Here is a 23,475-nt window from a genome sequence, read left to right on the forward strand (position 1 = left end):
GGCGCGTGCTCATCACCCTCCATCCCGGCGTCGACCTCGACGTGACCCCCGGCTCGCGCCTGGGAGACCTCCGTCCGGACCTGGCGCGCGTCGCGTGCCGCCCCGAGCTTGCCGGCGCCCCGCTCGAGGTCGACGGGGTCGTCCTCGGCGAGGACCACCGGGTCGGGACGCGTCCCCTGCTTCCCGGGGCCATCCTCCGCGTGACGGGGCACGCGAGACGCACCCCTGCGGGACGCGCGGACGGGTCCCGGTCCGCGAGCGCCGAGCGGGACCAGGACGTCGCCGCGCTCCGTGCCCCCTGGCACGTCGCGGTCCTGAGCGGGCCGGGATGCGGGGGCCTGCTGCCGGTGCGGCCGGGCTCTGCGCTCCGCCTGGAGCACGGGACCGGTCCGTGCGTCGTCGTCACGCTGCGCGCGGCGGGCCGTCGGAGGTGGTTCCCGGGGGCGGGGGGCCGCGCCACAGACCACGCGGGGGCCGCGGCAGGAGCGGACGGGACGGACGTCGGGTTCGAGGTGCGGGTGCGGGGTGCCCGGCGCGGGGAGCGGGCCGTGCCGGTCCGCCGGGAGCCCCCCGAGGGCAGGTCGCGGCGCGTGCGGCGCGGAGCGTGGCGACGCTGGCGCCCCGGTCACGTCCTGCGGGTCGGGCCCACGACCTACGACCTGCGCCCACGGCCCCGCCTCGAGGAGTGGGACGTCACGAGCGGGCTCGCCCGTCCGGTCACTGCCGCGCCCCGCGAGGCTCTCGGTCCGGCCGCGCTCCTGATGGCCGTGACCCCGGCCGTCGGGTCGCTCGCGCTCGCGGCGAGCACGCGCCAGCCCCTGTTCGCGCTCCTTGCGCTGATCGGTCCGCTCACGCTCGTGGTCCCCCTCCTCGCCCGACGGCGCCGCTCGTCCTCGCTCGCACGCTCGGGCACGGGCGAGGGGCACGTCGGGCGGCCCGGCGCGGCCCCCGGAGCGGGCGGCGACCGGGCGCGGCCCGCGAGCCGCCCCGGTACCCGCGATCACGCCTCCTCGGCCCCGCGGGGGTCGCTGCGCGACGACCGGTCCCCTGTCCCGGGCGGCCTGCTCGACCGGACCGGGTACCCCGCGCCGCACCCTGCGGACCTCATGACCGCGGCGTTCGCCGCCCACCATGCGGCCGACCCTGCGCCGAACACCGACCACCCGACCAGCGGTGCACGCGCGCTGGGAGAGCCGGCACCCCGCCCGGAGACGCCGAGCGCTCAAGGCACGTACCTGCCCGACGGGTGCGTGGCGGTGGTCGGACCGCGCGAGTCCCGTCTGGCAGCCGGTCGCGCGCTGCTCCTCGCCCAGGTCGCCTCGGGCGCCGAGGTCGACGCCGTGCACCAGGACGACCTCGCGCCGGACTGGTCCTGGTTGCGCTGGCTGCCCGGCTCGCGCCGGAGCGACCTCGTGCCAGGTGCGGGGAGGGAGGGCGGGACGAGCCCGCCGACCGACCGCGTCGTGCTGGTGGACGTCGACCGCTCCACCGCAGGCACCGGGACGGTCGAGCCCCTCGAGTCGTGGTGGGCGCGGCGTACCGGGGCGGAGCGGCTGATCCTCCTCGCCCCCGACCGCAGGTCCGTGCCGGCCTGGTGCCGCACGGTCCTGGACACGAGCCGGGGCACGTGGCACCTCGCCGACGGTGCGTCCGAACCCGCCCCGGAGCTCGGGGTGTCCGCCCCGTGGGCCGAGCGGTACGCACGGCACGTCGCCGCCGCGGCACGCCTCGGCCGCTGGCCCGCGGGCACCGCGCCCGGGGGGCCGGTCGACCGCACGGACCCCGTCCACCCCGACCTCGCGGCGAGCGTCTCGCTGGCGGGGCTGCTGCTGGCCCCCGTCCCCCACGAGCCTGCCTCGATGACGTCGTGGGTCGACGCCCGGTGGTCGGTGCCCGCGGACGGATCTCGCCCGGGCCTGGTCGTCCCGCTCGGCACCGACGCGCAGGGCAGCACCGTCCACGTCGACCTGGTCCGCGACGGGCCGCACGCCCTCGTCGCCGGGACCACGGGAGCCGGCAAGTCCGAGCTGCTGCAGTCGCTCGTGCTCGGGCTCGCCCTCACCCACAGCCCGCGCGACCTCGCGATCGCGCTCGTCGACTTCAAGGGCGGGGCGGGCTTCGGCGACTGCGTGGACCTCCCGCACGTCGTCGGACGCGTCACGGACCTCGAGCCAGGGCTCGCCGGCCGAGCCCTGGCCGGCCTGCGCGCCGAGCTGCGCCGGCGTGAGCAGGCCGTGGCAGAGGCAGGGGCGGCCGACATCGACGGCCTGCCCGTCGGGACGCTCCCCCGGCTCCTCGTGGTCATCGACGAGTTCCGGGCGCTCGCCGACGACCTGCCGGACTTCCTCCCCGGCCTCCTGCGGCTCGCCTCGCAGGGCCGGTCCCTCGGGGTGCATCTCGTCCTGGCCACCCAGCGCCCCGCGGGTGCCGTGACCGCTGACATGCGAGCGAACATCTCGCTGCGCCTGGCCCTGCGGCAGATCGACCCCGGCGACTCGCGAGACGTGATCGACGCGCCCCATGCCGCGCTCATCCCTGCCGGTCGGCCCGGCCGAGCCGTGCTGCGACGAGGCACCGAACCGCCGCTCGTGGTCCAGTGCGCGCACGCGGGGACGGCCGCGCCGCGTCCCGGGGCCCAGGTGCTGGCCGCCCGACGTTGGGGAGCGGCTCGTGGCACGACCACCGCCGTCGACCTCACGCCCGACCTGGTCGCCCGGCTGGTCGCGGCCGCCGTCCTCGCGGCGCGCGCCGCCCGTCTCCCGGCCCTCGCCCCGCCGTGGCTCCCCGCGCTCCCTGCGCGCGTGACGCCGTCGGACCTGCAGGACGTCGCGCTTCCTGGCGACGTCCCCGACGGCCTGCCCCTCGCCCTGTCCGACCTGCCGGACCAGCAGCGGCGCGGGCTCGTCTCCTGGCAGCCCGACCGCGGGCACCTGGCGGTCGTCGGGCGACCACGGTCCGGGCGCTCGACGACGCTGCGCGCCCTCGCGGTCGCCGCTCTCGACCGCGGCTGGGACGTCCACCTCGTCGGCGACGCGCCGACGCTCACGCACGGGCTGCCGGGTCACCCGTCGTGCGGGACCGTCGCGCCTCGCCACGACGCGCGGCGGGTCGCACGCCTCGTCGACCTCCTGCTGGGCCGCCCGCAGGACCGCCCGACCCTCGTCCTGCTCGACGACGTCGAGGACCTGCGCGTCTCCCTCGCCCGGCTCGCGTCGGGCGCCGGGGCGGACCAGCTCGCCCGGCTGCTCTCCGAGGGTCCCGCAAGAGGCGTGCACGTCGCGCTCGCGGGTGGCTCCCCGGGGCTGGCGGGCCTGTCCTCGCGCGTGGGGCCGCGCCTCGTGCTGGCCTCGGGCACCGTGCCCGACGACGTCGCGCTCGGCGTCCCCTCACGGCTCGCCGGGCACGGCGGCCGTCCGGGCCGTGCCGTGTGGCTCGGGGCGGGCGACGCCGTCGAGTGCCAGGTGGTCGTCGACTCCGAGCCCGGTGACCCGACGGGCGGCCCTGCCGGTCTGCGCGACACGAGGCGTGATCGGCCGGTGCGGTTGCTCCCGCTTCCCCGGATCGTGACCGAGCCGGACGTCACGGACGACGCGGCGGACGGAGTCGGTGCTGGCGCCGGCGCTGCAGCGGGACGTCTCGTCGTCGGACGGGGCGGCGACCACGCGGACCGTGTCCTCCTCGACGTCTCGCGCGGGGCGCTCGTCGTGGGGCCCCCCGGCAGCGGGCGCAGCAGCGCCCTGCTGGTCCTGGCGCGTCAGGCCCACGCCACGGGCAGGCTCCGGGCGATCGTCTCGCCCGACGAGCGCTTCACGGAGCTCGAACCGCTCGGCGCGTCCGCGGGCGGGCCCGGTGCAACCGAGCCGTTCGCGGCCACCGGTCCTCGCGCGTCGGCGCAGGTGCGGGCCCTGCTCGGCACCCTGCCGAGCGTCGGGCTCGGCGCGGGCGACGTGGTGGTCGTCGACGACCTGGACCTGCTCGTCCAGACGTTCCCGCTCGAGGCGGACGTCCTCACGGACCTGGTGCGCACAGGCGTCGTGGTCCTTGCGTCCTGCACGACCGCGGCGGCGGCGATGGCCCACCGGGGGCCGGTCGCCGAGCTGCGGGGCGCGCGCAGCGGCCTCGTCCTGGCCCCCGAGGAGCGTGGCTCGGGTGAGGTGTTCGGGAGACCGCTGGGCGGTTCGGTCGACCCCGAGGGCGGACCGGTCGGTCGGGCCGTCGCCGTCTGCGGGAACGACCTCGTCCCTGTCCAGGTCACGGCTCCCGGGACGAGCCGGGTGCCACCGGTGGTCGCCCGGACCGCGGCGCTCGGCGTCACGGACCGGTCGTGACGTCAGCCCTCGGTGCGGGCAACGTCGCGGGTCGTCGCGACGACGACGGGGCGCAGCATGAGTCCGACGAGCACGACCAGTGCGAGCGCCATGGTGAGGATCCCCCCGGACGTGACCTCGTACTGCAGCCAGCTGAAGGCGACCACGATCTGGAGCAGCTGCCAGGTGGCCACGGGCGAGCGCGCCCACCGCTGCCCGCGCAGCAGGCCGCGCGCGCTGGCACCGAGGACGACCGCGACGCCGGCGCAGAACAGGGCGAGGAAGATCGAGACCCCGGCCGAGAAGGAGCCTCCCGTGAGAAGCTCGAACAGGACGAGCACCGCGGCCGCCGCGAGGGCCAGCGCCTCGAGGACGATCCCGGCGATCACGACCCACAGTGCGGGCGGTCGCGCCCCTGCCGGGAGGCTCGACGAGCGGGCCTTGCCCTCCTCGGGAGGCTCGGGGGTGGATTGATTCGGGGTGCTCACTGGTGCCACGACAACCCAGACTACGCGTGACCTGCACCTTCACCGAAGTGTGACCAAGACCTCACGGTTCACCCCGCAGAAACTTTCCGGTAACCCCTTGTGCTGGGCTTCACGAGGTGTGAACCTAGTTCAAGCATCAATTACCCCCCACCTGAGCCTGAAGCCCATTGTGGACGTGCGTCCGACACATTCACGAAGCGGCCTTGCTCGCCATGCCAAGGAGACCTCACATGGACTGGCGCCACCGCGCAGCCTGCCTGGAAGAAGACCCTGAGCTGTTCTTCCCGATCGGGAACACCGGCCCTGCCCTCCTGCAGATCGAAGAGGCGAAGGCCGTGTGCCGTCGCTGCGACGTCGTCGACACGTGCCTCAAGTGGGCGCTCGAGTCCGGTCAGGACGCAGGCGTCTGGGGCGGGCTGTCCGAGGACGAGCGCCGCGCTCTCAAGCGCCGCACCGCTCGCGCCCGTCGCGCAGGCTGAGCTTCACATACTTTTCTCATAAAGGGCCGTCACCACCTGGTGGCGGCCCTTTATGTTGCCCACGGAAGAGAATTCTCGACCGATCCGATCCTGTCCGTGAACCCTCTGCTCAGCCCTGCCGCGAGCCCCCGCCGTCGCGCAGGACGAGCTGGAGGACGACCTGCGTCCCACCCTCCGGACGGGCCGACCACTCGATCGTCCCGCCCAGCTCGTTCGTGACGAGCGTCGCGACGATCTGCGACCCGAGGCCGCTCTTCTTGGGCTTGACCGCAGGCTCGGTGCCCGGTGCCGGCATGCCCACGCCGTCGTCCGCGACCACGATCCGCAGGGCGGAGCCGTTGCGCCGGGCGTCGATCTCGACGGTCCCGTCCTTGCGGCCCGAGAAGCCGTGCTCGACCGCGTTCGTCACCAGCTCGGTCAGCACGAGCGCGAGGGGGGTCGCGTCCTCGGCCGGGACCAGGCCGAAGCTCCCGGTCTGCACCGTGCGGACCTTGGTGTCGGCCGAGGCGACGTCGGCGGCCAGGCGCAGGGCCCTGCCGCCCATGTCGTCGAACTCGACCTCCTCGTCGAGAGTCTGGGACAGGCTCTCGTGCACCAGGGCGATCGTGGCGACGCGGCGCATGGCCTCCTCGAGCGCGGCTCGCGCCTCGGGCACGTCCATGCGTCGTGCCTGGAGCCGCAGCAGCGCGGCGACCGTCTGCAGGTTGTTCTTGACGCGGTGATGGATCTCGCGGATCGTCGCGTCCTTGGTGATGAGCTCGCGCTCGCGACGACGCAGCTCGGAGACGTCGCGGCACAGCAGCACCGCACCGATGCGCTGCCCCGACTCGGTGAGCGGCAGGGCGCGCAGGGACAGGGCGACCCCACGGGCCTCGATGTCCGTGCGCCACGGCGCACGTCCCATGACCACGAGCGGCAGGGACTCGTCGACCGGGCTCTGGTGCTCGATCAGGTCGGTCGTGACCTCGATGAGCGAACGTCCGACGAGGGGTCCGATCACACCGAGGCGGTGGAAGCAGCTCAGGGCGTTGGGGCTCGCGTAGAGGACCTCACCCTCGGAGTTGAGCCTGATCAGCCCGTCCCCGACACGGGGGGCGCCACGCCGCGGGCCGGTCGCCGCGTTGGGCGCGGGGAACTCGCCGCGGGAGATCATCGCGATGAGGTCGTCGGCGGCCTCGACGTAGTTGAGCTCGAGCCGGCTGGGCGTGCGCCCGCTGCCGAGGTTCGTCTGCCGCGCGACGACCGCGATCGCGTGCCCCTCGTGCACGACGGGGATGGCCTCCTCGCGCACCGCGTACGCACCGAACCAGCGGGGCTCGCGCGATCGCTGCGAGCGGGCCTCCGAGAGGGCGCGCTCGAGCTGGGGACGCTGGCCGTCGGGAGCCATCGAACCGACGATGTCGTCGTAGTGGACGGTGGCCCCGGTGCTCGGTCGGCACTGGGACACGGCGACGAAGTTCCCGTCGCCCGTGGGCAGCCACAGGACGAGGTCGGCGAACGCCAGGTCGGAGATGACCTGCCAGTCCCCGACGAGAAGGTGCAGCCACTCGTTGTCGGCAGGCGACAGCTCGGCGTGGCGGGAGATCAAGTCACTCATGGCAGACACGGGCTCCAGCGTACGCATGCCCTGCCGTCTTCACGGGATCGGGGCTCTTCCTTGGGTAGAGTCGGTCTCCCCGGCGCACCTTGCGCGCCGGTCAGCACGTCCCGAGGAGATCCTGTGCACCTGAGCGTCGATCTGCACTACCCCGCCGGTCTGGACGACGTCACCGCGATGCTCGCGAGCGAGGCATTCGTCCGGTGGCGCGCGCAGCGCACGGGTGGCCCGCAGAGCCTCGTGGACCTCGCGGACGTGACGGGGTCGCTCGCGGAGGGCTTCTCGGTGGTCGTGCGGCGCACGCTGCCCACGGACCAGATCCCCGGCCACCTGCGCGCCTTCGTGGGGAACGCGCTCGAGATCCGCCAGGCCGAGGTCTGGGAGCCTGCGGTGGACGGGGTGCGGCGGGGAACCGTCTCGCTCGAGATCACGGGCGCGCCCGTGCGCATGACCGGCACGGTCTCGCTCGAGGCCCTGCCCGACGGCGGGACCCGCCAGTCGTACGAGGGCGAGCTCAAGGCGACGGTCCCCTTGTTCGCGGCGGCCGTCGAAGACGCCGCAGCAGGTGCCGTCCGGGCCACGCTGGCGTCCGAGGAGCAGGCCGGCGTGGAGTGGCTCACGGCCCCCTGACGGTGACGTCGGCGGGCTCCGGACGGGCCTGTGCCGAGTGCCGGACGACGGGTCCGCGCGAGCGCCCAGCGCACGCGGCGAATCCCATACAGGCGGTCGGTAACCGATAACGATTCGGGTACGGGATTCCGCAGGAAAACGTCCTGACCTGCACGGATGCCACCGTGGGAGCGTTTCCACCACGTTCTGTCACCTCCCGAGGTTGACATCCCGAGAAGTCAGCAGCCACCATCATGGCACTTCGTGGGAGCGCTACCACTCAAAGGAGGATGGGAGCGCTGCCACGCCGATCATCGACAAGGGAGTCACCGTGCTGAGCAGCACCCGTTCGACCCGCACCCGCACAGCGACCGTCGCCGTGGCAGGCCTCGCGACCCTCGCCCTCACCCTGACCGCCTGCTCCTCGGGCTCCGGCTCGTCGGACGAGGGCAGTGGTTCGGCCGACGGCAAGATCACGCTCACCGTCGCGACGTTCAACGACTTCGGTTACACCCAGGAGCTCCTCGACGCCTACACCGCGGAGCACCCCGACGTCACCGTCAAGCAGACCAAGGCTGCCAAGGCCGAGGACGCGCGCACCAACATGACGACCAAGCTCGCCGCAGGCGGCGACGGCCTGGCCGACATCGAAGCCATCGAGGTGGACTGGCTCCCCGAGCTCATGCAGTACCCCGATCTCTTCACCGACCTGACCGACGCGTCCCTCGACGGGCGGTGGGTCGACTGGAAGGTCCAGCAGGCCACGACCACCGACGGCAAGGTCATCGGCTACGGCACCGACATCGGGCCGAGCGCGATCTGCTACCGCCAGGACCTGTTCGGAGCGGCGGGCCTGCCCACCGACCCCGCTGCGGTCGCCGAGCTCCTCGGCGGCGCGGACGCCACCTGGGACGACTACTTCGCCGCAGGTGCCACCTTCACCGCCGCGAGCGACTCCGCCTGGTACGACAGCGCGATGTCGATCTCCCAGGGCATGGTCAACCAGATCGACAACGCGTACGAGGAGTCCGACGGCACGCCCAAGGACCTCGCGACCAACACCGAGATCCAGGACATCTACACCACCGTCGTGGAGCAGTCCACCACGAACGGCCTGTCCGCCGGCCTCGAGCAGTGGAGCGCCGACTGGGACGCCGCGTTCCAGAACAACGGCTTCGCCACGATGATCTGCCCGGCCTGGATGACGGGCCCGGTCGAGGAGCGCTCGGGCGGTGTGACCGGCTGGAACGTCGCCGACGTCTTCCCCGGGGGCGGCCTCAACTGGGGCGGGTCCTTCCTCACGGTGCCGGCCTCCGGCAAGAACGCCGAAGCCGCCAAGGAGCTCGCCGCCTGGCTGACCGACCCGGCCCAGCAGACCAAGGCCTTCGAGAACGCCGGCACCTTCCCCTCGCAGATCGAGGCGCAGGAGTCCGAGGCCGTGCAGACGTTCACCAACGACTTCTTCAACGCCGCACCCGTGGGCAGCATCTTCGTCAACCGCGCCCTCGCGATCGACGGCGCACCCTTCAAGGGCGCCAACTACTTCTCGATCCACCAGACCGTCCAGGACGCCATCAAGCGCGTCGACGTCGAGAAGACCGACGACGCCTCGTCCTCGTGGGACAAGGCCGTCCAGTCCTTCAAGGACCTGGGCCTGAGCTGATCCGGCGCGCGGGGTGACCACCGAGGGTGGTCACCCCGCGCTCCCACGTCCCAGCCCGCCGTCGGGCATCGCGTCCCCGCTCGACCCAGCACAGGAAAGTCGGATGAGCGTCCTCACTCCCACCCAGCCCAACCAGGGCCTCGACGGGCCGGCACCACGCCCTCAGCGGCGCGTCGGCTTCTCCCAGCGCCTCGGCCGCTGGGACGTCAAGCTCTCCCCCTACCTCTACATCTCCCCGTTCTTCGTCCTCTTCGCCATCACCGGCTTGTTCCCCCTGGCGTACACCGCGTTCGTGTCCGTCCACGAGTGGAACCTGCTGGGCGGGCAGGGAGACTTCGTCGGCCTCCAGAACTTCACCGACGTGCTCGCACAGCCCACGTTCTGGAAGTCGCTGCGCAACACGTTCTCGATCTTCGTGCTCTCCTCGGTCCCGCAGGTGATCTGCGCGATCATCATCGCCGCCCTGCTCGACCAGAACCTGCGGGCCGCGACCTTCTGGCGCATGGGCGTCCTGCTTCCCTACGTCGTCGCCCCCATCGCCGTCAGCCTCATCTTCGGCCGCCTCTTCGCCGACCAGTACGGTCTCATCAACGGGTTGCTCGGAGTGATCGGGATCGAACCGATCCGCTGGCACGCCGACGCGTTCGCGAGCCACGTCGCGATCGCCTCGATGGTCAACTTCCGCTGGACCGGCTACAACGCGCTCATCTTCCTCGCGGCGATGCAGGCCGTCCCGCGCGAGCTCTACGAAGCCGCGATCATCGACGGTGCAGGCCGCCTGCGGCAGTTCTTCTCCGTGACCGTCCCGCAGATCCGCGCCACCATCATCTTCGTCATCATCACGTCGACGATCGGTGGCCTGCAGATCTTCGACGAGGTCCGTGCGTTCGACGCGCAGGGCCTCGGCGGAGCGGACCGCCAGTGGATGACGACGGTCCTCTACCTGTACGACGTCGCGTGGGGCAACCAGAAGAACTTCGGCCGCGCCGCAGCGATCGCCTGGATCCTGTTCATCGTCATCCTGCTCATCGGCCTCGTGAACTTCGCGATCACGCGCAGCATCTCGACGTCGGGACCCAGCAAGAAGGCGCCACGATCGGTCCAGCGCGCCCGGCGCAAGGCAGCCGCCGCCGCGGTCCGCGCCCAGAACGCGTCCAGCCCGCGCGGAGGCACTCCCGCACGCCGTCCCAGCAGCGCGCCCACGAGCGCACCGAACGAACGGAAGAAGCGATGAGCTCGATCCCCGTCGTCGCGCAGACCGCCGGAGCGGGCGCCGCCCGCGCGGCCGCCCGGCGCCCGAACCGCCGCCCGGTCCGCAAGGGCACCGGAGGCTACACCCGCCGACCGGGCTGGATCACCTACGCGATCCTCGGCCTCGTGCTGCTGGTCTCGGTCTTCCCCCTGTACTTCACGCTCATCCTGGGCTCGTCGACTCCCGAGGCGATCTCCAAGGACGCGCTGCCGCAGCTCCTGCCCGACATGAGCCTGTTCACGCAGTTCGCGGAGGTCATCGGGTCGAGCGCGATCAACTTCTGGAAGGCGTTCACCAACTCGGTGATCATCGCGGTCATCACGTCGCTGTCCGTGGTCCTGTTCTCCACGCTCGCGGGCTACTCGTTCGCCAAGCTCCGGTTCCGTGGCCGCGGCCCCCTGCTGGTCTTCGTCATCGCCACCATGGCCGTGCCCACCCAGCTCGGCGTGATCCCCATGTTCATCCTCATGTCCGACCTCGGGTGGATCGGCAAGCTGCAGGCCGTGATCGTGCCGTCGCTCGTCACCGCGTTCGGCGTGTTCTGGATGACGCAGTACCTGTCCGAGTCGCTGCCCTTCGAGCTCATCGAGGCCGCACGCGTCGACGGCGCCTCGATGTTCCGGACCTTCTGGTCGATCGCCCTGCCCGCAGCCCGGCCCGCAGCCGCGATGCTCGGCCTCTTCACGTTCGTCCAGCAGTGGACGAACTTCTTCTGGCCGTCCATCGTGTTGAACCAGGAGAACCCGACGCTGCCGCTCGTGGTGCGGTCGCTGCAGGCGAACTACTTCGTGGACTACTCGCTCGTCATGGCGGGCGTGTTCCTCGTGACGCTGCCGCTGATCGTGCTGTTCATCTTCACCGGTCGCCAGCTGGTCGCCGGCATCATGCAAGGAGCTGTCAAGGGATGACCGAGATCATCACCCCCCGCCACCTGGGCGCCACCGACCGCGTCGAGTTCCCCCAGGGATTCCTCTGGGGCGCCGCGACCGCCGCGTTCCAGATCGAGGGGGCTGCGCACACCGACGGCCGCGAGGACTCCGTCTGGGACACGTTCTGCCGCGTCCCGGGGGCCGTCCTGGGCGGCGACGACGGCGAGGTCGCGTGCGACCACTACCACCGCTACCGCGAGGACGTCGCGCTCCTGTCCGACCTGAACCTGGGCACCTACCGGTTCTCGTCGTCGTGGGCCCGCGTCCAGCCGGGCGGCGGCGCGGTCAACCAGAAGGGGCTGGACTTCTACTCCCGCCTCGTCGACGAGCTCCTCGCCAAGGACCTGCTGCCCTGGATCACGCTCTACCACTGGGACCTGCCGCAGGCGATCGAGGACCAGGGCGGATGGACCAACCGCGACACGGCCTACCGCTTCGCGGACTACGCCGTGACGATGCACGAGGCGCTCGGCGACCGTGTCGGGGTCTGGACGACGCTCAACGAGCCGTGGTGCTCGGCCTTCCTCGGGTACACGGGTGGCGTCCACGCCCCCGGGCGCCAGAGCCGCCCCGACGGGCTGGCCGCGGCGCACCACCTCCTGCTCGGCCACGGCCTCGCGGTCCAGGCGCTGCGTGAGCGGGCCCCCGAGGCGAACCTCGGGATCACGCTCAACTTCACGGTCGCCGACCCCCTCGACCCGACCGACCCGGGCGACGTCGACGCGGCCCGCCGCATCGACGGTCAGTTCAACCGGATCTTCCTCGACCCGGTCATCAAGGGCGAGTACCCGGCCGACGTCCTCGCGGACGTCGAGGAGTACGGCTTCGCGCAGCACGTCCAGGACGGCGACCTCGAGATCATCTCGTCGCCCATCGACGCGCTCGGCGTGAACTACTACCACGGTGAGCTGGTCTCCTCACGGCCCGCGTCGACCACGCTGGACGGCTCCGCGCCGGTCGAGCGTCCGACGTCGAGCCCGTACCCCGCGGCCGACGGCGTGTTCAACCACCCGCGCGGGCTGCCCGTCACGGACCAGAGCTGGGAGGTCCAGCCGGAGGGGCTCACGCGCCTGCTCAACCGCCTCCAGGCGGACTACACGGGTCCCGCGGGGGTGCCGCTCTACATCACCGAGAACGGCTGCGCCTACGACGACGTCGTGGAGGCCGACGGGTCGGTCGACGACCAGAACCGCCTCGAGTTCTTCGACGCCCACCTGCGGGCCGTCAAGGACGCGATCGACGACGGCGCCGACGTCCGCGGCTACTTCGCGTGGTCGCTCCTGGACAACTTCGAGTGGTCCTGGGGCTACTCCAAGCGCTTCGGGATCGTCCGGGTCGACTACGAGACCCAGGAGCGCACCGTCAAGGCGAGCGGGCACTGGTTCGCCCAGGTCGCGTCCCAGAACGCGGTTCCCGCCCGCCCCTGAGGGCGCGAGCGGAAACGTGGCAGTTCTCTCATCCAGGCCTGGCAGGATACTGAGACCATGAGCACCCTGAGTTCCGCGCCGACCCTGGACGAGGTCGCACAGACGGCCGGCGTGTCCCGCTCGACCGCGTCCCGTGCCATCAACGGCGGCCTGCGCGTCTCCCCCGAGGCGCAGGCCGCCGTGGACGCGGCCGTCGCCCAGCTCGGGTACACCCCGAACAGGGCGGCACGGTCCCTCGTGACACGGCGCACCGACTCGATCGCGCTCGTGGTCCCCGAGCCCGACGAGCGCATCCTCACGGACCCGTTCCTGTCGGGGACCCTGCGCGGGGTCAGCGCGGCGCTCGCCCCCACGGACCTGCAGCTCGTGCTGCTCATCGCTCGGCCCGACGAGCACGCGGGCCGCATCGTGCGCTACCTGCGCAGCGGTCACGTGGACGGCGCGATCATCACGTCGCACCACCGCGAGGACGACCTCGAGGGCGCCGTGCTCGCCTCCCCGCTCCCCGCGGTGTTCGTCGGGCGACCCTTCACGGCCATGGACGACCTGGTCTACGTCGACGTGGACAACGTCGAGGGCGGGCGCATCGCGACCCAGCGCCTGATCGACGGCGGCTACCGCCGCATCGCGACGATCACCGGCCCCCAGGACATGACGGCGGGCGTGGACCGCCTCGCCGGCTGGCGCGAGGCGCTGCGCGCGGCGGGCCTGCCCGACGACGCGATCGCCTCGGGGGACTTCGCCGCGGCCGGCGGGGCGGCGGCCATGGAGGAGCTCCTGGACCGCCACCCCGACATCGACGCGGTCTTCGCCGCCTCGGACCTCATGGCCGAGGGCGCGCTGCGCGTGCTCCGTGCACGGGGCAAGTCCGTGCCTGGTGACGTGGCCGTCGTCGGTTTCGACAACCTCGGCGTCGCCGGGGCGACCAGCCCGGCTCTGACGACCGTGCAGAACCCCGTCGTGGAGATGGTCAAGGCCGCGACCGGGATGCTGCTCGACCTCATCGCGGGCCACCCCGTCGCGCGGTCCCCGCGCGTCTTCTCCCCCGAGCTCATCCGCGGGGCGTCGGACTGACCGTGGCGCGCTAGTCGACGTCCCACTGCTCGGCGCGCTCGGCGCCCTGTCCCGCGTCCGCGCCGCGCGCCGCGACCTCGGCGACGGCCGCCGCCGTGATCCCCTCGGTGAGGAGCGCTCCGGCGACGACGAAGAACACGACGTCCGTGGCGCCGTCTGGCCCCATGACGCTCCCGACGACCGCGAGCGCCACGACGAGCGCCGCCCCCGGCAGCACCACCTTGAGCGCCGCGCGGTGCCCGGCGATCCACCCCGCGTCGCTGCGCTGGGTCGCGGGGGTCCGGATCCCGATCAGGCCGTTGCGCGTCATCCGGTCGGTCGCGCCGAGCCAGGCGAGCCACACGACGAGGAGCGCCACGACGACGATGATCCAGACAGCGAGCACGGGGCCTCCTCGACGAGGTCGGACGTGTGCCGCGGTCGGCGGGGCCCGTTCCGCGGGAGCACGGCACGAGCCTAGGCCCCAGCGCACGAACCACGGGTGCGACCGGCCCTGCCGCGCTCCGGATCATGCTGACAACCCCTTGTGAAAGTTCTCACAAAGGGTGTCGGTGAGTCGCACGTCCCCTCGCCGTACCGTCGAGGCACGTCGTGCCGACGCTGACCCGATCCTGCCCGGGACCGCTTCACGACCCCTGACGACCGGCCGGAAGGACACGACATTGACCGCCACCGCAGGCACGTCCGAGCCCCGTGCGCTCCCGCCCCTCGTGGTCGCGGGCCTGACCACGCTCTCGACCGTCGACTGGCCGGGCCGGCTCGTCGCCACGGTCTTCCTCCAGGGCTGCCCGTGGCGCTGCACCTACTGCCACAACCCGGACCTCGTCACCGCCGCACCCCGCAACGCGCAGCGCGCGATCCCCTGGACCGACGTCCTGGCGTTCCTCGCGCAGCGGCAGGGGCTGCTCGACGGCGTCGTCTTCTCGGGCGGTGAACCGACCCTCCAGGCCGCGCTCCCGGCGGCGATCGCCGACGTGCGCGACCTGGGCTTCGGCGTCGGGCTGCACACCGGGGGCGCGTGGCCCGTACGCCTCGAGCACGTCCTGCCTCTCGTCGACTGGGTCGGCCTCGACATCAAGGACCTGCCCGACCAGTACGCACGGATCACGGGGGCCGGGCCCTCGGGAGAGGCCGCGTACCGGTCGCTCGCGACCCTGCAACGCTCGGGCGTCCCGCACGAGGTGCGGACCACGGTCGACCCGACCGTGCACTCGCGCCACGACGTCCTCGAGCTCTGCGGGCAGCTCTCCGCGATGGGGGTCCGGGGCCACGTGCTCCAGGAGGCACGCGACCTCGGGACGGACCCCGCGTACGCGGCCGCGCTCGCCGGTCGACGACTGTCCGACGTGCTGCGCGACGACGACCTGCCCCTGACCCGGCGGCGCACCTGACCGAGCCTCGGGCGACCTCGTGCAAGGACCAGCGTGCCCCTGGGCCACGCTGGTCCTGACACGTCGGGTCAGCGCGTCACGTGCCCGAACCGGTGCATCGTCCGGCTGATCGCCTGCTCGCGCAGGACCGTCAGCAGCTCGCGCCGACCGCTCGCGAGCACCGGGTGGTCCAGCACCGTCACATCGCCCACGTGGCCCGCCGCGGCCTCGCGCAGCCCGGGCGCCGAGCCCACGACGCGCACCCGCCCCGTGACCTCGCCGCGCTCGACCGACGCGGCGAACGCCTCGTGGCTCACGGCCGACGGCCCGTCGGCGCGGCTCACGACGACCGGCACCCCGGCCGTGCGCGCCGCGGACAGCACGCGCTCGACCTCGACGGGCGCAGCCCCGTCCCCGACGCGGACCGTCAGGACGTCGATCGGCCGGTACCGGAACACGTTCGACTCGACGTGCAGCGCCGACGGGTCGTGCTCGACCGCGAACTCGTGCGCCCACCAGCGGGCGTCGTCGGCCCGGGCCCACGCGAGCCACGCCTCGGGCGAGGTCTCCCGCGCGGGGACGGCTCCGGCGTCGGGCACCGCGCTCGCCGAGCCCGCGGTGACGGCGTCGCTCCACGTGCCCAGCTCGGCCACGTAGTTGGGGCCGCCCGCCTTCGCGCCCGGGCCCACGGCCGAGCGCTTCCAGCCGCCGAACGACTGGCGCTGGACGATCGCGCCCGTGATGACGCGGTTGACGTAGGCGTTGCCGACCTGGACGCGGTCGAGCCAGGTGTCGACCTCGGTGTCGTCGAGGCTGTGGATGCCGCCCGTGAGGCCGAACGAGACCGCGTTCTGCAGCTCGATGGCCTCGTCGAGCGTCGCGGCCGTCATGATCCCGAGCACCGGGCCGAACGCCTCGGTGAGGTGGAAGAACGAGCCCGGCGCGACGCCCGAGCGCAGGCCCGGGGTCCAGAGACGACCAGCGGCGTCGAGGCGGCGAGGCGCGACGAGCCACTGCTCGCCGGGCTCGAGCGTCGTCAGGGCGCGCAGCAGCTTGTCGCCGGGCGCCTCGGTGAGCGGCCCCATGGTCGTCGAGACCTCGGTGGCCGGGCCGACCGCGAGCGAACGGACCGCGTCGACGAGCTGCACAGAGAACCGGCGACCCGTCTCGGTCCGCTGGTCACCGACCGAGCCCACGAGGATCACGAGCGAGGCCGCCGAGCACTTCTGCCCCGCGTGCCCGAACGCCGAGCGCACGACGTCGGCCGCCGCGAGGTCGAGGTCCGCCGAGGGCGTCACGACGATCGCGTTCTTGCCCGACGTCTCGGCGAGCACGTCCAGGCCGGGACGCCACGACGCGAACATCTGCGCGGTCTCGATGGCCCCGGTGAGGATGACGCGGGCCACGCCCTCGTGCGTCACGAGATGGCGACCGAGGTCACCGTCGGGCACGCGCGAGAGCTGCACGACGTCGCGCACGGCGTCCGCCGTCAGGGTGCTCCCGGCGGGTGCGTCCGCCACGGCGTCCGCGAGCCCCGCGTGGATCGCGGCGACCGCAACCTCGAGGCAGCGGGGCGTCGCCGGGGCCGGCTTCGCGATCACGGCCGAGCCGGCCGCGAGTGCCGCGACGATCCCGCCCACGGGGATCGCGACGGGGAAGTTCCACGGCGGGGTCACGAGGGTCACGCCGTCAGGGGTGAACGTCGCGCCGGGGACCTGGTCGAGCGCCTCGGCCGACTGCGCGTAGTAGCTCGCGAAGTCGACGGCCTCGCTGACCTCGGGGTCGGCCTCGGCGACGGTCTTGCCGGGCTCGTGCACCATGGCGGTGACGAGGTCGGTGCGGGCCTCCTCGAGCCGGGCGGCCACGGCGCGCAGGGCGCGGGCGCGGTCCGCGGGGGCGACCTGCGCCCAGGCCGCGGTGGCCCTGCCGGCGCGCGCGACGACGTCGTCCACCTGGTCCGTGCTGGTCACCTCGGGCGACTGCGCGGGGACGAACCCGGAGTCCAGTCCGACGATCCGCGCGGCCCAGACGCGGTTCGCCGCGACGGCCGGGTCGGTGTCGGCGGCGTTGGTGAACCGCTCCCCGGCGGCCACGTGCCCGACGGCGTCGCGCGCCTGGCGACGCGGCGTCACGTCCGCGTCGGAGTAGCGGGTGCCGAGCTCGACCGAGGCGCGGTAGGCGGCCTCCTGGCGGTCCATCGCGGTGCCCGAGGGGTGGTCCGACGGGTGGTCCGAGGGAGCGAACATGGCGTGCAGGAAGTTCTGCTCGGCCGCGTTCTCCTCGAGGCGGCGCACGAGGTAGGAGATCGCGACGTCGAAGTCCTCGCGGGCCACGACCGGGGTGTACAGGACGACGCGGCCCGCGTCCCGAGCGACCTCGTCCCGCACCGCCCGCGCCTCGCCCGGCGCCATGCCCTGCAGCATCTCGACGTCGAGCGCGTGGGCGACCCCGCGCGCTCGTGCGGTGAGGATCGCGAGCGCGACGTGGAACAGGTTGTGGCTCGCGACGCCGATGCGCACGGCGTCGGTGCGGGGGGCGCGCAGCGCGTGGTCGACGAGACGCACGTAGTTCGCGTCGACGTCGGGCTTGGTCGGGTAGGGGGCCTGGGCCCAGCCGTGGAGCTCGGCCTCGACCTTCTCCATCGCGAGGTTCGCGCCCTTGACGAGGCGCACCTTGACGGGGGCGCCGCCCGCCGCGACGCGCTCGGTCGCGAACGCGGTGATGCCGTCGAGCGCGCCGAGCGCGTCGGGCAGGTACGCCTGGAGCACGATCCCGGCCTCGAGGCCGCGGAACTCCTCACGCCCCAGGATCGCCTGGAAGACCTCGGTCGTCAGGGCCAGGTCGCGGTACTCCTCCATGTCGAGGTTGAGGAACACCCCGTGGTCGCGCGCGGCGCGGTACAGCGGCAGGAGGCGCTCGACGACGCGGTCGCGCGAGCCCTCGAGGTCCCACGTGACGAGCTGGGAGGCCACCGAGGACACCTTGACCGAGACGTAGTCGACGTCGGGACGCTCGACGAGCGCGATGGTCCGCGCGAGCCTGGCCTGGGCCTCGTCCTCGCCGAGCACGGCCTCGCCGAGGAGGTTGATGTTGAGCGCGTACCCCTCGGCGCGCGTGCGTGCGAGGTGCTTGCCGAGCCCCGGGCCGGCGTCGGCCACGAGGTGACCGACGAGCTGGCGCAGGCGGATCCGTGCGGCGGGCACGACGACCCTCGGCAGCACGGGGGCCATGCGGGCGCCGAGGCGCAGCAACGCGGTGTCGACGGGGCCGAGGAAGCCCTTCGCACCACCCGCGAGGTCGCCCAGGAGGCCGAGCTCGTGCGCGGCGACCTGGACGTCCTGGGGGCGGGCGACGTTGTCGACGAACCGCACCGCGAGCTCGAGGCCCGCGGGGTCGGACACGAGGGCGCCGAGGCGCTCGGCGGTCCTGCGCTCGCGCGCGCCCTCGGAGGCCGCGGCCGCGGCGGCGATCCAGCTGCGGGCGAGGCGCGCGGCGTCGTCGGTCAGGGTCTCGACCGGGGTGTCGGTCTGGACGTCGACGCTGGTCAGGGGCGCGGAGTCGCCGGCTCGTGATCGGTCGTCCGCGTGTGGAGCACCGGCGGGGGCGCTCGAGTCGTGGCTGCTCATCCTCCTAGCGTGCCTCCGTTGCTGACGCTTCGTCTTGTACGATCCGGGCTGTCATGGCATCGCTTCCGGACAAGTCCACCCCACCACGCACCTGGCCAGGCGGCGAGGCGCTGCTGGCTGCCCTGAGCCCCGCGATGGTCGACCTCATGGACGAGCTCTCGTCGACCATGTTCTGCGCCAAGGACGTCACGGGTCGGTACGTGCTGGTCAACCGGGTCTTCGTCGCTCGCACGCACGAGCGCTCCCGCCGCGCGGTCCTCGGCAAGCGCGCCACCGACCTGTTCGTCCCCCAGCTCGCCGAGCGCTACGACCAGCAGGACGCCGAGGTCCTGCGCACGGGCCGCCCGCTGCGCAACGAGCTCGAGCTCATCCGCCGCCTGGGCGGCACGCCCGGCTGGTTCCTCACGTCCAAGCTCCCGGTGCACGACGGCGCAGGGCACCTCGTCGGGCTCGTCTCGGTCTCGCAGGACCTGCGCGAGGACGACGCCGACGACGCCTCGATGGACTCGATGGCGCGGCTCGTCGCGGGCATCGAGGAGCGTCTGGGGCAGGCGCTCACGGTCGCGGACCTCGCGGCACTGGCCGGGTGCACGCCCGCGGTGCTCGACCGCCGCGTGCGGCGCGTGTTCTCGCTCAGCCCGCGCCAGCTCGTGCTCCGCTCCCGGGTCGACCGGGCGGCCGAGCTGCTCGCGGGCTCCGACGCCCCCATCGCCGAGATCGCGGTCGTCACGGGCTTCTACGACCAGCCGGCGTTCACCCGGACGTTCGCGCGGCTGACGGGCGAGACTCCGTCGTCCTTCCGGCGGCGGGCGCGGCGGTAGGTCGCCCTCCCGGCTCGCGCACCCGCGCGCCGGGGTGCGCAGGGCGTGTCGTCGGCCCCGACCGACCTACTGCCCGACGGCCACCAGCACCAGCACCCCCGCCGCGGCGTCGAGGTAGGCGTCGGCCCTGAAGCCGTCCTGGGTGAACGCCGCGTCGAGCGCGTCCCCACCGAGCAGGTCCCCTGCGGGGAGCGACGCGTCCAGGTCCGCGACGACCTGGGGACGGTCCTCGGTGGGAGCCGGTGCGTACTGCGCGACCAGCGCCGCCGCCTGCGCGGGCTCGAGCTCGACGACCGCGTCGACCCAGTACGTCGACGGTCCGGGCGCACGCCCGTCCCCGAGGGTCCCGGACGCCCACGTCGCGGCGACCGGCTCGCCCAACGCGTCGAACCGGTCGGTCAGCGGAGAGAGGTCGCTGCGCAACCCACCGACCCCGTCCTTGGCCGGCGGCGCCTGCTCGGTCGGGGCGGAGCACCCCGCTACCAGCAGCGGCACCGTCCCCAGGAGAGCGACGAGCGCGAGGCGAGCGACGTCGTCGGGCAGGTGGCGGCGGGCCGCGCGGACGACAGGACGCGAGGACATGGCACGCAGGATACTCACCCGTCGGCCCTCCCGGCTCGCGCCCCCGCGCGTCCCGTGCCAAGACTGGGAACCATGACCTCGATCCCCACCGCCGCCCTGCCCGGCGGAGACATCCCCCTGCTCGGCCTCGGCACGTGGCAGTCGGAGGGCGACGACTGCTACCGCGCGGTGCGCCACGCGCTCGACGTCGGGTACCGGCACATCGACACCGCGACCATGTACGGCAACGAGGAGCAGGTGGGTCGCGCGCTCGCCGCCTCCGGTGTGCCGCGCGAGGACGTGTTCCTCACGACCAAGCTGCGCCCCGCCGACGTGGGCCGCGAGCACGAGACCCTGGCACGGTCGCTGCGCCTGCTCGGCACCGACTACCTGGACCTGTGGCTGATCCACTGGCCGCCGTCCGGCGACGCCTCGCCCTGGGTGTGGGCCGAGCTGCTCGCGGCGCGCAACGTGGGCCTCGTGCGGTCGGTCGGGGTGTCGAACTACTCGGTGGACCAGCTCGACGTCCTGTCCGAGCAGACCGGCGAGACCCCTGCGGTCAACCAGATCCCGTGGGGCCCCGACGACTACGACGCACGCGTCGTCGAGCAGCACGCCCAGCGCGGCGTGGTGCTCGAGGGGTACAGCCCGTTCAAGCGCACCAACCTCGACTCGCCCGCACTCCAGGCAGTCGCGAACGCGCACGGGGTCAGCACCGCGCAGGTCGTCGTGCGCTGGCACCTGGACCACGGTTTCGTCGTGATCCCCAAGTCGGTGACCCCGGCCCGGATCGAGGCGAACTTCGACGTCACGGGCTTCTCGCTGAGCCCCGACGAGCTCGCGAGCATCGACACGCTGGGGTGACGATCCGGTCGGCGACGTGAAACGGGCCACGACCTGGCGGTACGTTGGACGGGCACGGTCCCTCACCTCGGGACCGGAAAACCCTCATCACCCGGAGGAAGAGTGACGACGACGTCAACGCCGCCCACCAGCGGTGCCACCCAGGCCGGATCCACCACCGAGTCGCCCCACCAGAAGGCCTCGGCGCTCGCGACGGCCCACAGCCAGCTCGCGAGCGCGGTGGAGATCCTCGGCTACGACCCGGGCCTGCACGAGATGCTCGCGACACCACGCCGCGAGGTCAACGTCTCGGTCCCGCTGCGTCGCGACAGCGGAGAGATCGTGCTGTTCCGCGGCTACCGCGTCCAGCACAACGTGTCGCGCGGCCCCGGCAAGGGCGGGCTGCGCTACCACCCGAGCGTCGACATCGACGAGGTGCGTGCGCTCGCCATGTGGATGACCTGGAAGTGCGCCGTCGTGGACCTGCCGTACGGCGGGGCCAAGGGCGGCGTGTCGATCGACCCGCGCCAGTACTCGCAGGCCGAGCTCGAGCGCGTGACCCGCCGGTACACGAGCGAGATCATGCCGGTGATCGGCCCCGAGCGGGACATCATGGCCCCCGACATGGGGACCAACGAGCAGACCATGGCGTGGGTCATGGACACCTACTCGGTCAACCAGGGATACACGATCCCGGGCGTCGTGACAGGCAAGCCGATCCCCGTGGGCGGCTCGCTCGGGCGCACCACGGCGACGTCGCAGGGCGTGGTCCACACGACCAAGGCAGCGCTCGCCGAGGCGGGGCTCGAGCTCTCGGACGCGTCGATCGCTGTGCAGGGGTTCGGCAAGGTCGGCTCGCACGCCGCCGCGATCCTCGCGGGCCAGGGTGCCCGGGTGGTCGCGGTGAGCGACCAGTACGGCGGCATCCACGACGAGGACGGGCTCGACGTCGCGGCGCTGTTCCGGCACGTCGCCGAGACCGGGACCGTGGTCGGCTTCGAGGACGCCGAGCCGATCGACAACCACGCGCTGCTCGCGCTGCCCGTGGACGTCCTCATCCCGGCGGCCGTGGAGGGCGTGCTCGACGACGAGACCGCGCACACCGTCAAGGCCCGCTGGGTCGTCGAGGGAGCGAACGGTCCGACGACCGCCGCGGGCGACCGCATCCTCGCCAAGAACGGCGTGACCGTGGTGCCCGACATCCTCGCGAACGCGGGTGGCGTCGTCGTGTCCTACTTCGAGTGGGTCCAGGCGAACCAGGCGTACTGGTGGACCGAGCAGGAGATCGGCGAGAAGCTCGAGCACCGCATGCACGTGGCCTACCAGGGCGTGTCGTCGCTGGCTCGTCGCGAGGAGCTGAGCCTGCGCGACGCCGCGCTCGTCATCGGCATCCAGCGCACGGCCGAGGCGCACCAGATCCGCGGGCTCTACCCGTAGCGATCGTCCGTCGCCCCGGGCAGGGCGGTCCTCGCGAGGCGAGGGCCGCCCTGTCGCACGTCCTGGCCGGGCGGCCCCGCACGTCCCCGGCAGGACCTCCCTGCCCGACGACGCCGCGTCAGCCGCGTCGTGCGCGCAGCGTGGTCACGACGGGGGCCAGGAGCGCGACGGCTGCGGCGACGCCCGCCGCCACCGCGACGGTGCCGTCGACGAGGGGACCGTTGGCGCGACCGTAGGCGATCCAGCCGAGCCCCCAGGCCATGGCCAGGCCGATCGCGATCGCGACCACCGGCCTGCGCGCCGCGAAGAGGGCGTAGGCGACGGCCAGGACCGCGCCGGCCGCGACGACGAGCACGCCCCAGGTGGTCGCGCCGAGACCCATCTCGCCCACGCCCGCGTCGGTGAGCGCGGCGGCGACGTTGGCGAGCGTCGCGACGCTGGCCCAGCCCAGGTAGAGGCCGACCGTGCCGTCCAGGACGACGGCCTGGACCGTGCTCGCGGGCGGGGTGCGCACGAGCCGCACGAGGATCACGGCGAGCACCGCGACGAGCAGGCCGATCACGACGACGCTGAGCGGCAGGACGCCCGTCTGGACCACGCCGATCCAGGCGGCGTTGAGGAGCATCGAGACCAGGACCCACCACGACACGGACCGCAGGCGGGGATCGGTGGCCTGGCGCGGGATCGCCTGGTAGACCGCGAAGACCGCGAGCCCCAGGTAGATCACCGACCAGATCGAGAAAGCCGGACCGTCCGGCGCGACGGGGGTCGCGTCGGCGGCGAGGGCTCCCCCCGACGCGTTCTGGACGGCTTGTCCGCCGAACGCTCCGGAGCCGAAGGCCGCGCCGACGATCGCGATCACGGCTCCGACGAGGACGGTGACCTGGCGGACCCGGTCGGCGGTCGTGGGGGCCGCGGCGGGCTGGGCTGACGTGGTTTCTCGGGTCGCGCTCATGCTCCCAGCATGCCAACACTCAGCATGCTGAGCATCT

Annotated in this window: 18 protein-coding genes; 12 read left to right on the plus strand and 6 right to left on the minus strand. The window is 73.1% G+C overall.

The window, feature by feature from the left end; genetic code table 11:
• Positions 1–5 precede the first annotated feature (5 nt).
• A complete protein-coding gene (locus tag JOD48_RS20215; RefSeq protein WP_204809694.1) occupies positions 6–4,328 on the plus strand; it encodes an FtsK/SpoIIIE domain-containing protein in 4,323 nt (1,440 codons plus the stop codon).
• Between the two features lie 2 nt (positions 4,329–4,330).
• On the opposite strand, the gene JOD48_RS15345 is transcribed toward JOD48_RS20215, so the two are convergent.
• Positions 4,331–4,804 (minus strand): hypothetical protein, encoded by a 474-nt coding sequence (locus JOD48_RS15345; protein ID WP_191790884.1) that lies wholly within the window; start codon positions 4,802–4,804, stop codon positions 4,331–4,333.
• 221 nt (positions 4,805–5,025) lie between these two features.
• Here JOD48_RS15345 and JOD48_RS15350 point away from each other — a divergent pair, with 221 nt between their 5' ends.
• Complete coding sequence (locus tag JOD48_RS15350; RefSeq protein ID WP_030150075.1) at positions 5,026–5,274, plus strand: WhiB family transcriptional regulator; 249 nt, start codon at positions 5,026–5,028, stop codon at positions 5,272–5,274.
• 109 nt (positions 5,275–5,383) lie between these two features.
• On the opposite strand, the gene JOD48_RS15355 is transcribed toward JOD48_RS15350, so the two are convergent.
• Positions 5,384–6,871: a sensor histidine kinase gene (locus tag JOD48_RS15355; protein ID WP_191790917.1), complete on the minus strand. Its 1,488-nt coding sequence runs from the start codon at positions 6,869–6,871 to the stop codon at positions 5,384–5,386.
• Between the two features lie 123 nt (positions 6,872–6,994).
• Between JOD48_RS15355 and JOD48_RS15360 the strand changes: the two genes are divergently transcribed.
• The 6 genes from JOD48_RS15360 to JOD48_RS15385 all read left to right on the plus strand — a co-directional run bounded on the left by JOD48_RS15360 (position 6,995) and on the right by JOD48_RS15385 (position 13,825).
• A complete protein-coding gene (locus JOD48_RS15360) occupies positions 6,995–7,501 on the plus strand; it encodes a DUF2505 domain-containing protein (protein WP_191790885.1) in 507 nt (168 codons plus the stop codon).
• Between the two features lie 310 nt (positions 7,502–7,811).
• A complete protein-coding gene (locus JOD48_RS15365) occupies positions 7,812–9,143 on the plus strand; it encodes an ABC transporter substrate-binding protein (RefSeq protein ID WP_191790886.1) in 1,332 nt (443 codons plus the stop codon).
• Positions 9,144–9,246: 103 nt separating this feature from the next.
• On the plus strand, positions 9,247–10,377 hold the full coding sequence (locus JOD48_RS15370) for a carbohydrate ABC transporter permease (RefSeq protein WP_191790887.1): 1,131 nt from the start codon (positions 9,247–9,249) through the stop codon (positions 10,375–10,377).
• Complete coding sequence (locus tag JOD48_RS15375) at positions 10,374–11,303, plus strand: carbohydrate ABC transporter permease (protein ID WP_191790888.1); 930 nt, start codon at positions 10,374–10,376, stop codon at positions 11,301–11,303. The genes JOD48_RS15370 and JOD48_RS15375 overlap by 4 nt, the downstream gene beginning before the upstream one ends.
• The gene (locus tag JOD48_RS15380; RefSeq protein WP_191790889.1) at positions 11,300–12,751 is read left to right on the plus strand and encodes a GH1 family beta-glucosidase; all 1,452 of its coding nucleotides are present in this window, start codon (positions 11,300–11,302) and stop codon (positions 12,749–12,751) included. Before JOD48_RS15375 ends, JOD48_RS15380 begins: the two co-directional genes overlap by 4 nt.
• 57 nt (positions 12,752–12,808) lie before the next feature.
• The gene (locus JOD48_RS15385; protein WP_204809696.1) at positions 12,809–13,825 is read left to right on the plus strand and encodes a LacI family DNA-binding transcriptional regulator; all 1,017 of its coding nucleotides are present in this window, start codon (positions 12,809–12,811) and stop codon (positions 13,823–13,825) included.
• A gap of 10 nt (positions 13,826–13,835) precedes the next feature.
• Here the strand turns inward: JOD48_RS15385 and JOD48_RS15390 are convergent, their stop codons facing one another.
• Positions 13,836–14,210 carry an SdpI family protein gene (locus JOD48_RS15390; protein ID WP_204809697.1) on the minus strand — a complete coding sequence of 125 codons (375 nt, stop codon included), beginning with the start codon at positions 14,208–14,210 and terminating at the stop codon, positions 13,836–13,838.
• Between the two features lie 277 nt (positions 14,211–14,487).
• On the opposite strand from JOD48_RS15390, the gene JOD48_RS15395 reads away from it, so the two are divergent.
• Positions 14,488–15,216: an anaerobic ribonucleoside-triphosphate reductase activating protein gene (locus tag JOD48_RS15395; RefSeq protein ID WP_204809698.1), complete on the plus strand. Its 729-nt coding sequence runs from the start codon at positions 14,488–14,490 to the stop codon at positions 15,214–15,216.
• A 68-nt stretch (positions 15,217–15,284) separates the two neighbouring features.
• Here JOD48_RS15395 and JOD48_RS15400 read toward each other — a convergent pair whose 3' ends face one another.
• Positions 15,285–18,821: a proline dehydrogenase family protein gene (locus JOD48_RS15400; protein WP_204809699.1), complete on the minus strand. Its 3,537-nt coding sequence runs from the start codon at positions 18,819–18,821 to the stop codon at positions 15,285–15,287.
• Between the two features lie 53 nt (positions 18,822–18,874).
• Between JOD48_RS15400 and JOD48_RS15405 the strand changes: the two genes are divergently transcribed.
• Positions 18,875–19,642, plus strand: coding sequence for an AraC family transcriptional regulator (locus tag JOD48_RS15405; RefSeq protein WP_191790894.1), 768 nt, complete (start codon positions 18,875–18,877; stop codon positions 19,640–19,642).
• 66 nt (positions 19,643–19,708) lie between these two features.
• On the opposite strand, the gene JOD48_RS15410 is transcribed toward JOD48_RS15405, so the two are convergent.
• A complete protein-coding gene (locus JOD48_RS15410) occupies positions 19,709–20,224 on the minus strand; it encodes a hypothetical protein (protein WP_239527427.1) in 516 nt (171 codons plus the stop codon).
• Positions 20,225–20,296: 72 nt separating this feature from the next.
• Here JOD48_RS15410 and JOD48_RS15415 point away from each other — a divergent pair, with 72 nt between their 5' ends.
• Together JOD48_RS15415 and JOD48_RS15420 are read left to right on the plus strand one after the other, a co-directional pair.
• Positions 20,297–21,067, plus strand: coding sequence for an aldo/keto reductase (locus JOD48_RS15415; protein WP_191790895.1), 771 nt, complete (start codon positions 20,297–20,299; stop codon positions 21,065–21,067).
• Between the two features lie 102 nt (positions 21,068–21,169).
• Complete coding sequence (locus JOD48_RS15420) at positions 21,170–22,483, plus strand: Glu/Leu/Phe/Val family dehydrogenase (protein WP_191790896.1); 1,314 nt, start codon at positions 21,170–21,172, stop codon at positions 22,481–22,483.
• Between the two features lie 118 nt (positions 22,484–22,601).
• On the opposite strand, the gene JOD48_RS15425 is transcribed toward JOD48_RS15420, so the two are convergent.
• Complete coding sequence (locus JOD48_RS15425; protein WP_204809700.1) at positions 22,602–23,438, minus strand: TspO-related membrane protein; 837 nt, start codon at positions 23,436–23,438, stop codon at positions 22,602–22,604.
• Positions 23,439–23,475 lie beyond the last annotated feature (37 nt).

Origin of the sequence: Oerskovia paurometabola (assembly GCF_016907365.1) — a bacterium.
In the GTDB taxonomy this organism is placed as follows: domain Bacteria; phylum Actinomycetota; class Actinomycetes; order Actinomycetales; family Cellulomonadaceae; genus Oerskovia; species Oerskovia paurometabola.

Bases quoted from the DNA above. Each gene is read 5' to 3' on its own strand.
- JOD48_RS15350 (WP_030150075.1), top strand. From the start codon at position 5,026: ATGGACTGGCGCCACCGCGCAGCCTGCCTGGAAGAAGACCCTGAGCTG.
- JOD48_RS15355 (WP_191790917.1), bottom strand. From the start codon at position 6,871: ATGAGTGACTTGATCTCCCGCCACGCCGAGCTGTCGCCTGCCGACAAC.
- JOD48_RS15370 (WP_191790887.1), top strand. From the start codon at position 9,247: ATGAGCGTCCTCACTCCCACCCAGCCCAACCAGGGCCTCGACGGGCCG.
- JOD48_RS15375 (WP_191790888.1), top strand. From the start codon at position 10,374: ATGAGCTCGATCCCCGTCGTCGCGCAGACCGCCGGAGCGGGCGCCGCC.
- JOD48_RS15380 (WP_191790889.1), top strand. From the start codon at position 11,300: ATGACCGAGATCATCACCCCCCGCCACCTGGGCGCCACCGACCGCGTC.
- JOD48_RS15385 (WP_204809696.1), top strand. From the start codon at position 12,809: ATGAGCACCCTGAGTTCCGCGCCGACCCTGGACGAGGTCGCACAGACG.
- JOD48_RS15400 (WP_204809699.1), bottom strand. From the start codon at position 18,821: ATGAGCAGCCACGACTCGAGCGCCCCCGCCGGTGCTCCACACGCGGAC.
- JOD48_RS15405 (WP_191790894.1), top strand. From the start codon at position 18,875: ATGGCATCGCTTCCGGACAAGTCCACCCCACCACGCACCTGGCCAGGC.
- JOD48_RS15410 (WP_239527427.1), bottom strand. From the start codon at position 20,224: ATGTCCTCGCGTCCTGTCGTCCGCGCGGCCCGCCGCCACCTGCCCGAC.
- JOD48_RS15415 (WP_191790895.1), top strand. From the start codon at position 20,297: ATGACCTCGATCCCCACCGCCGCCCTGCCCGGCGGAGACATCCCCCTG.
- JOD48_RS15425 (WP_204809700.1), bottom strand. From the start codon at position 23,438: ATGAGCGCGACCCGAGAAACCACGTCAGCCCAGCCCGCCGCGGCCCCC.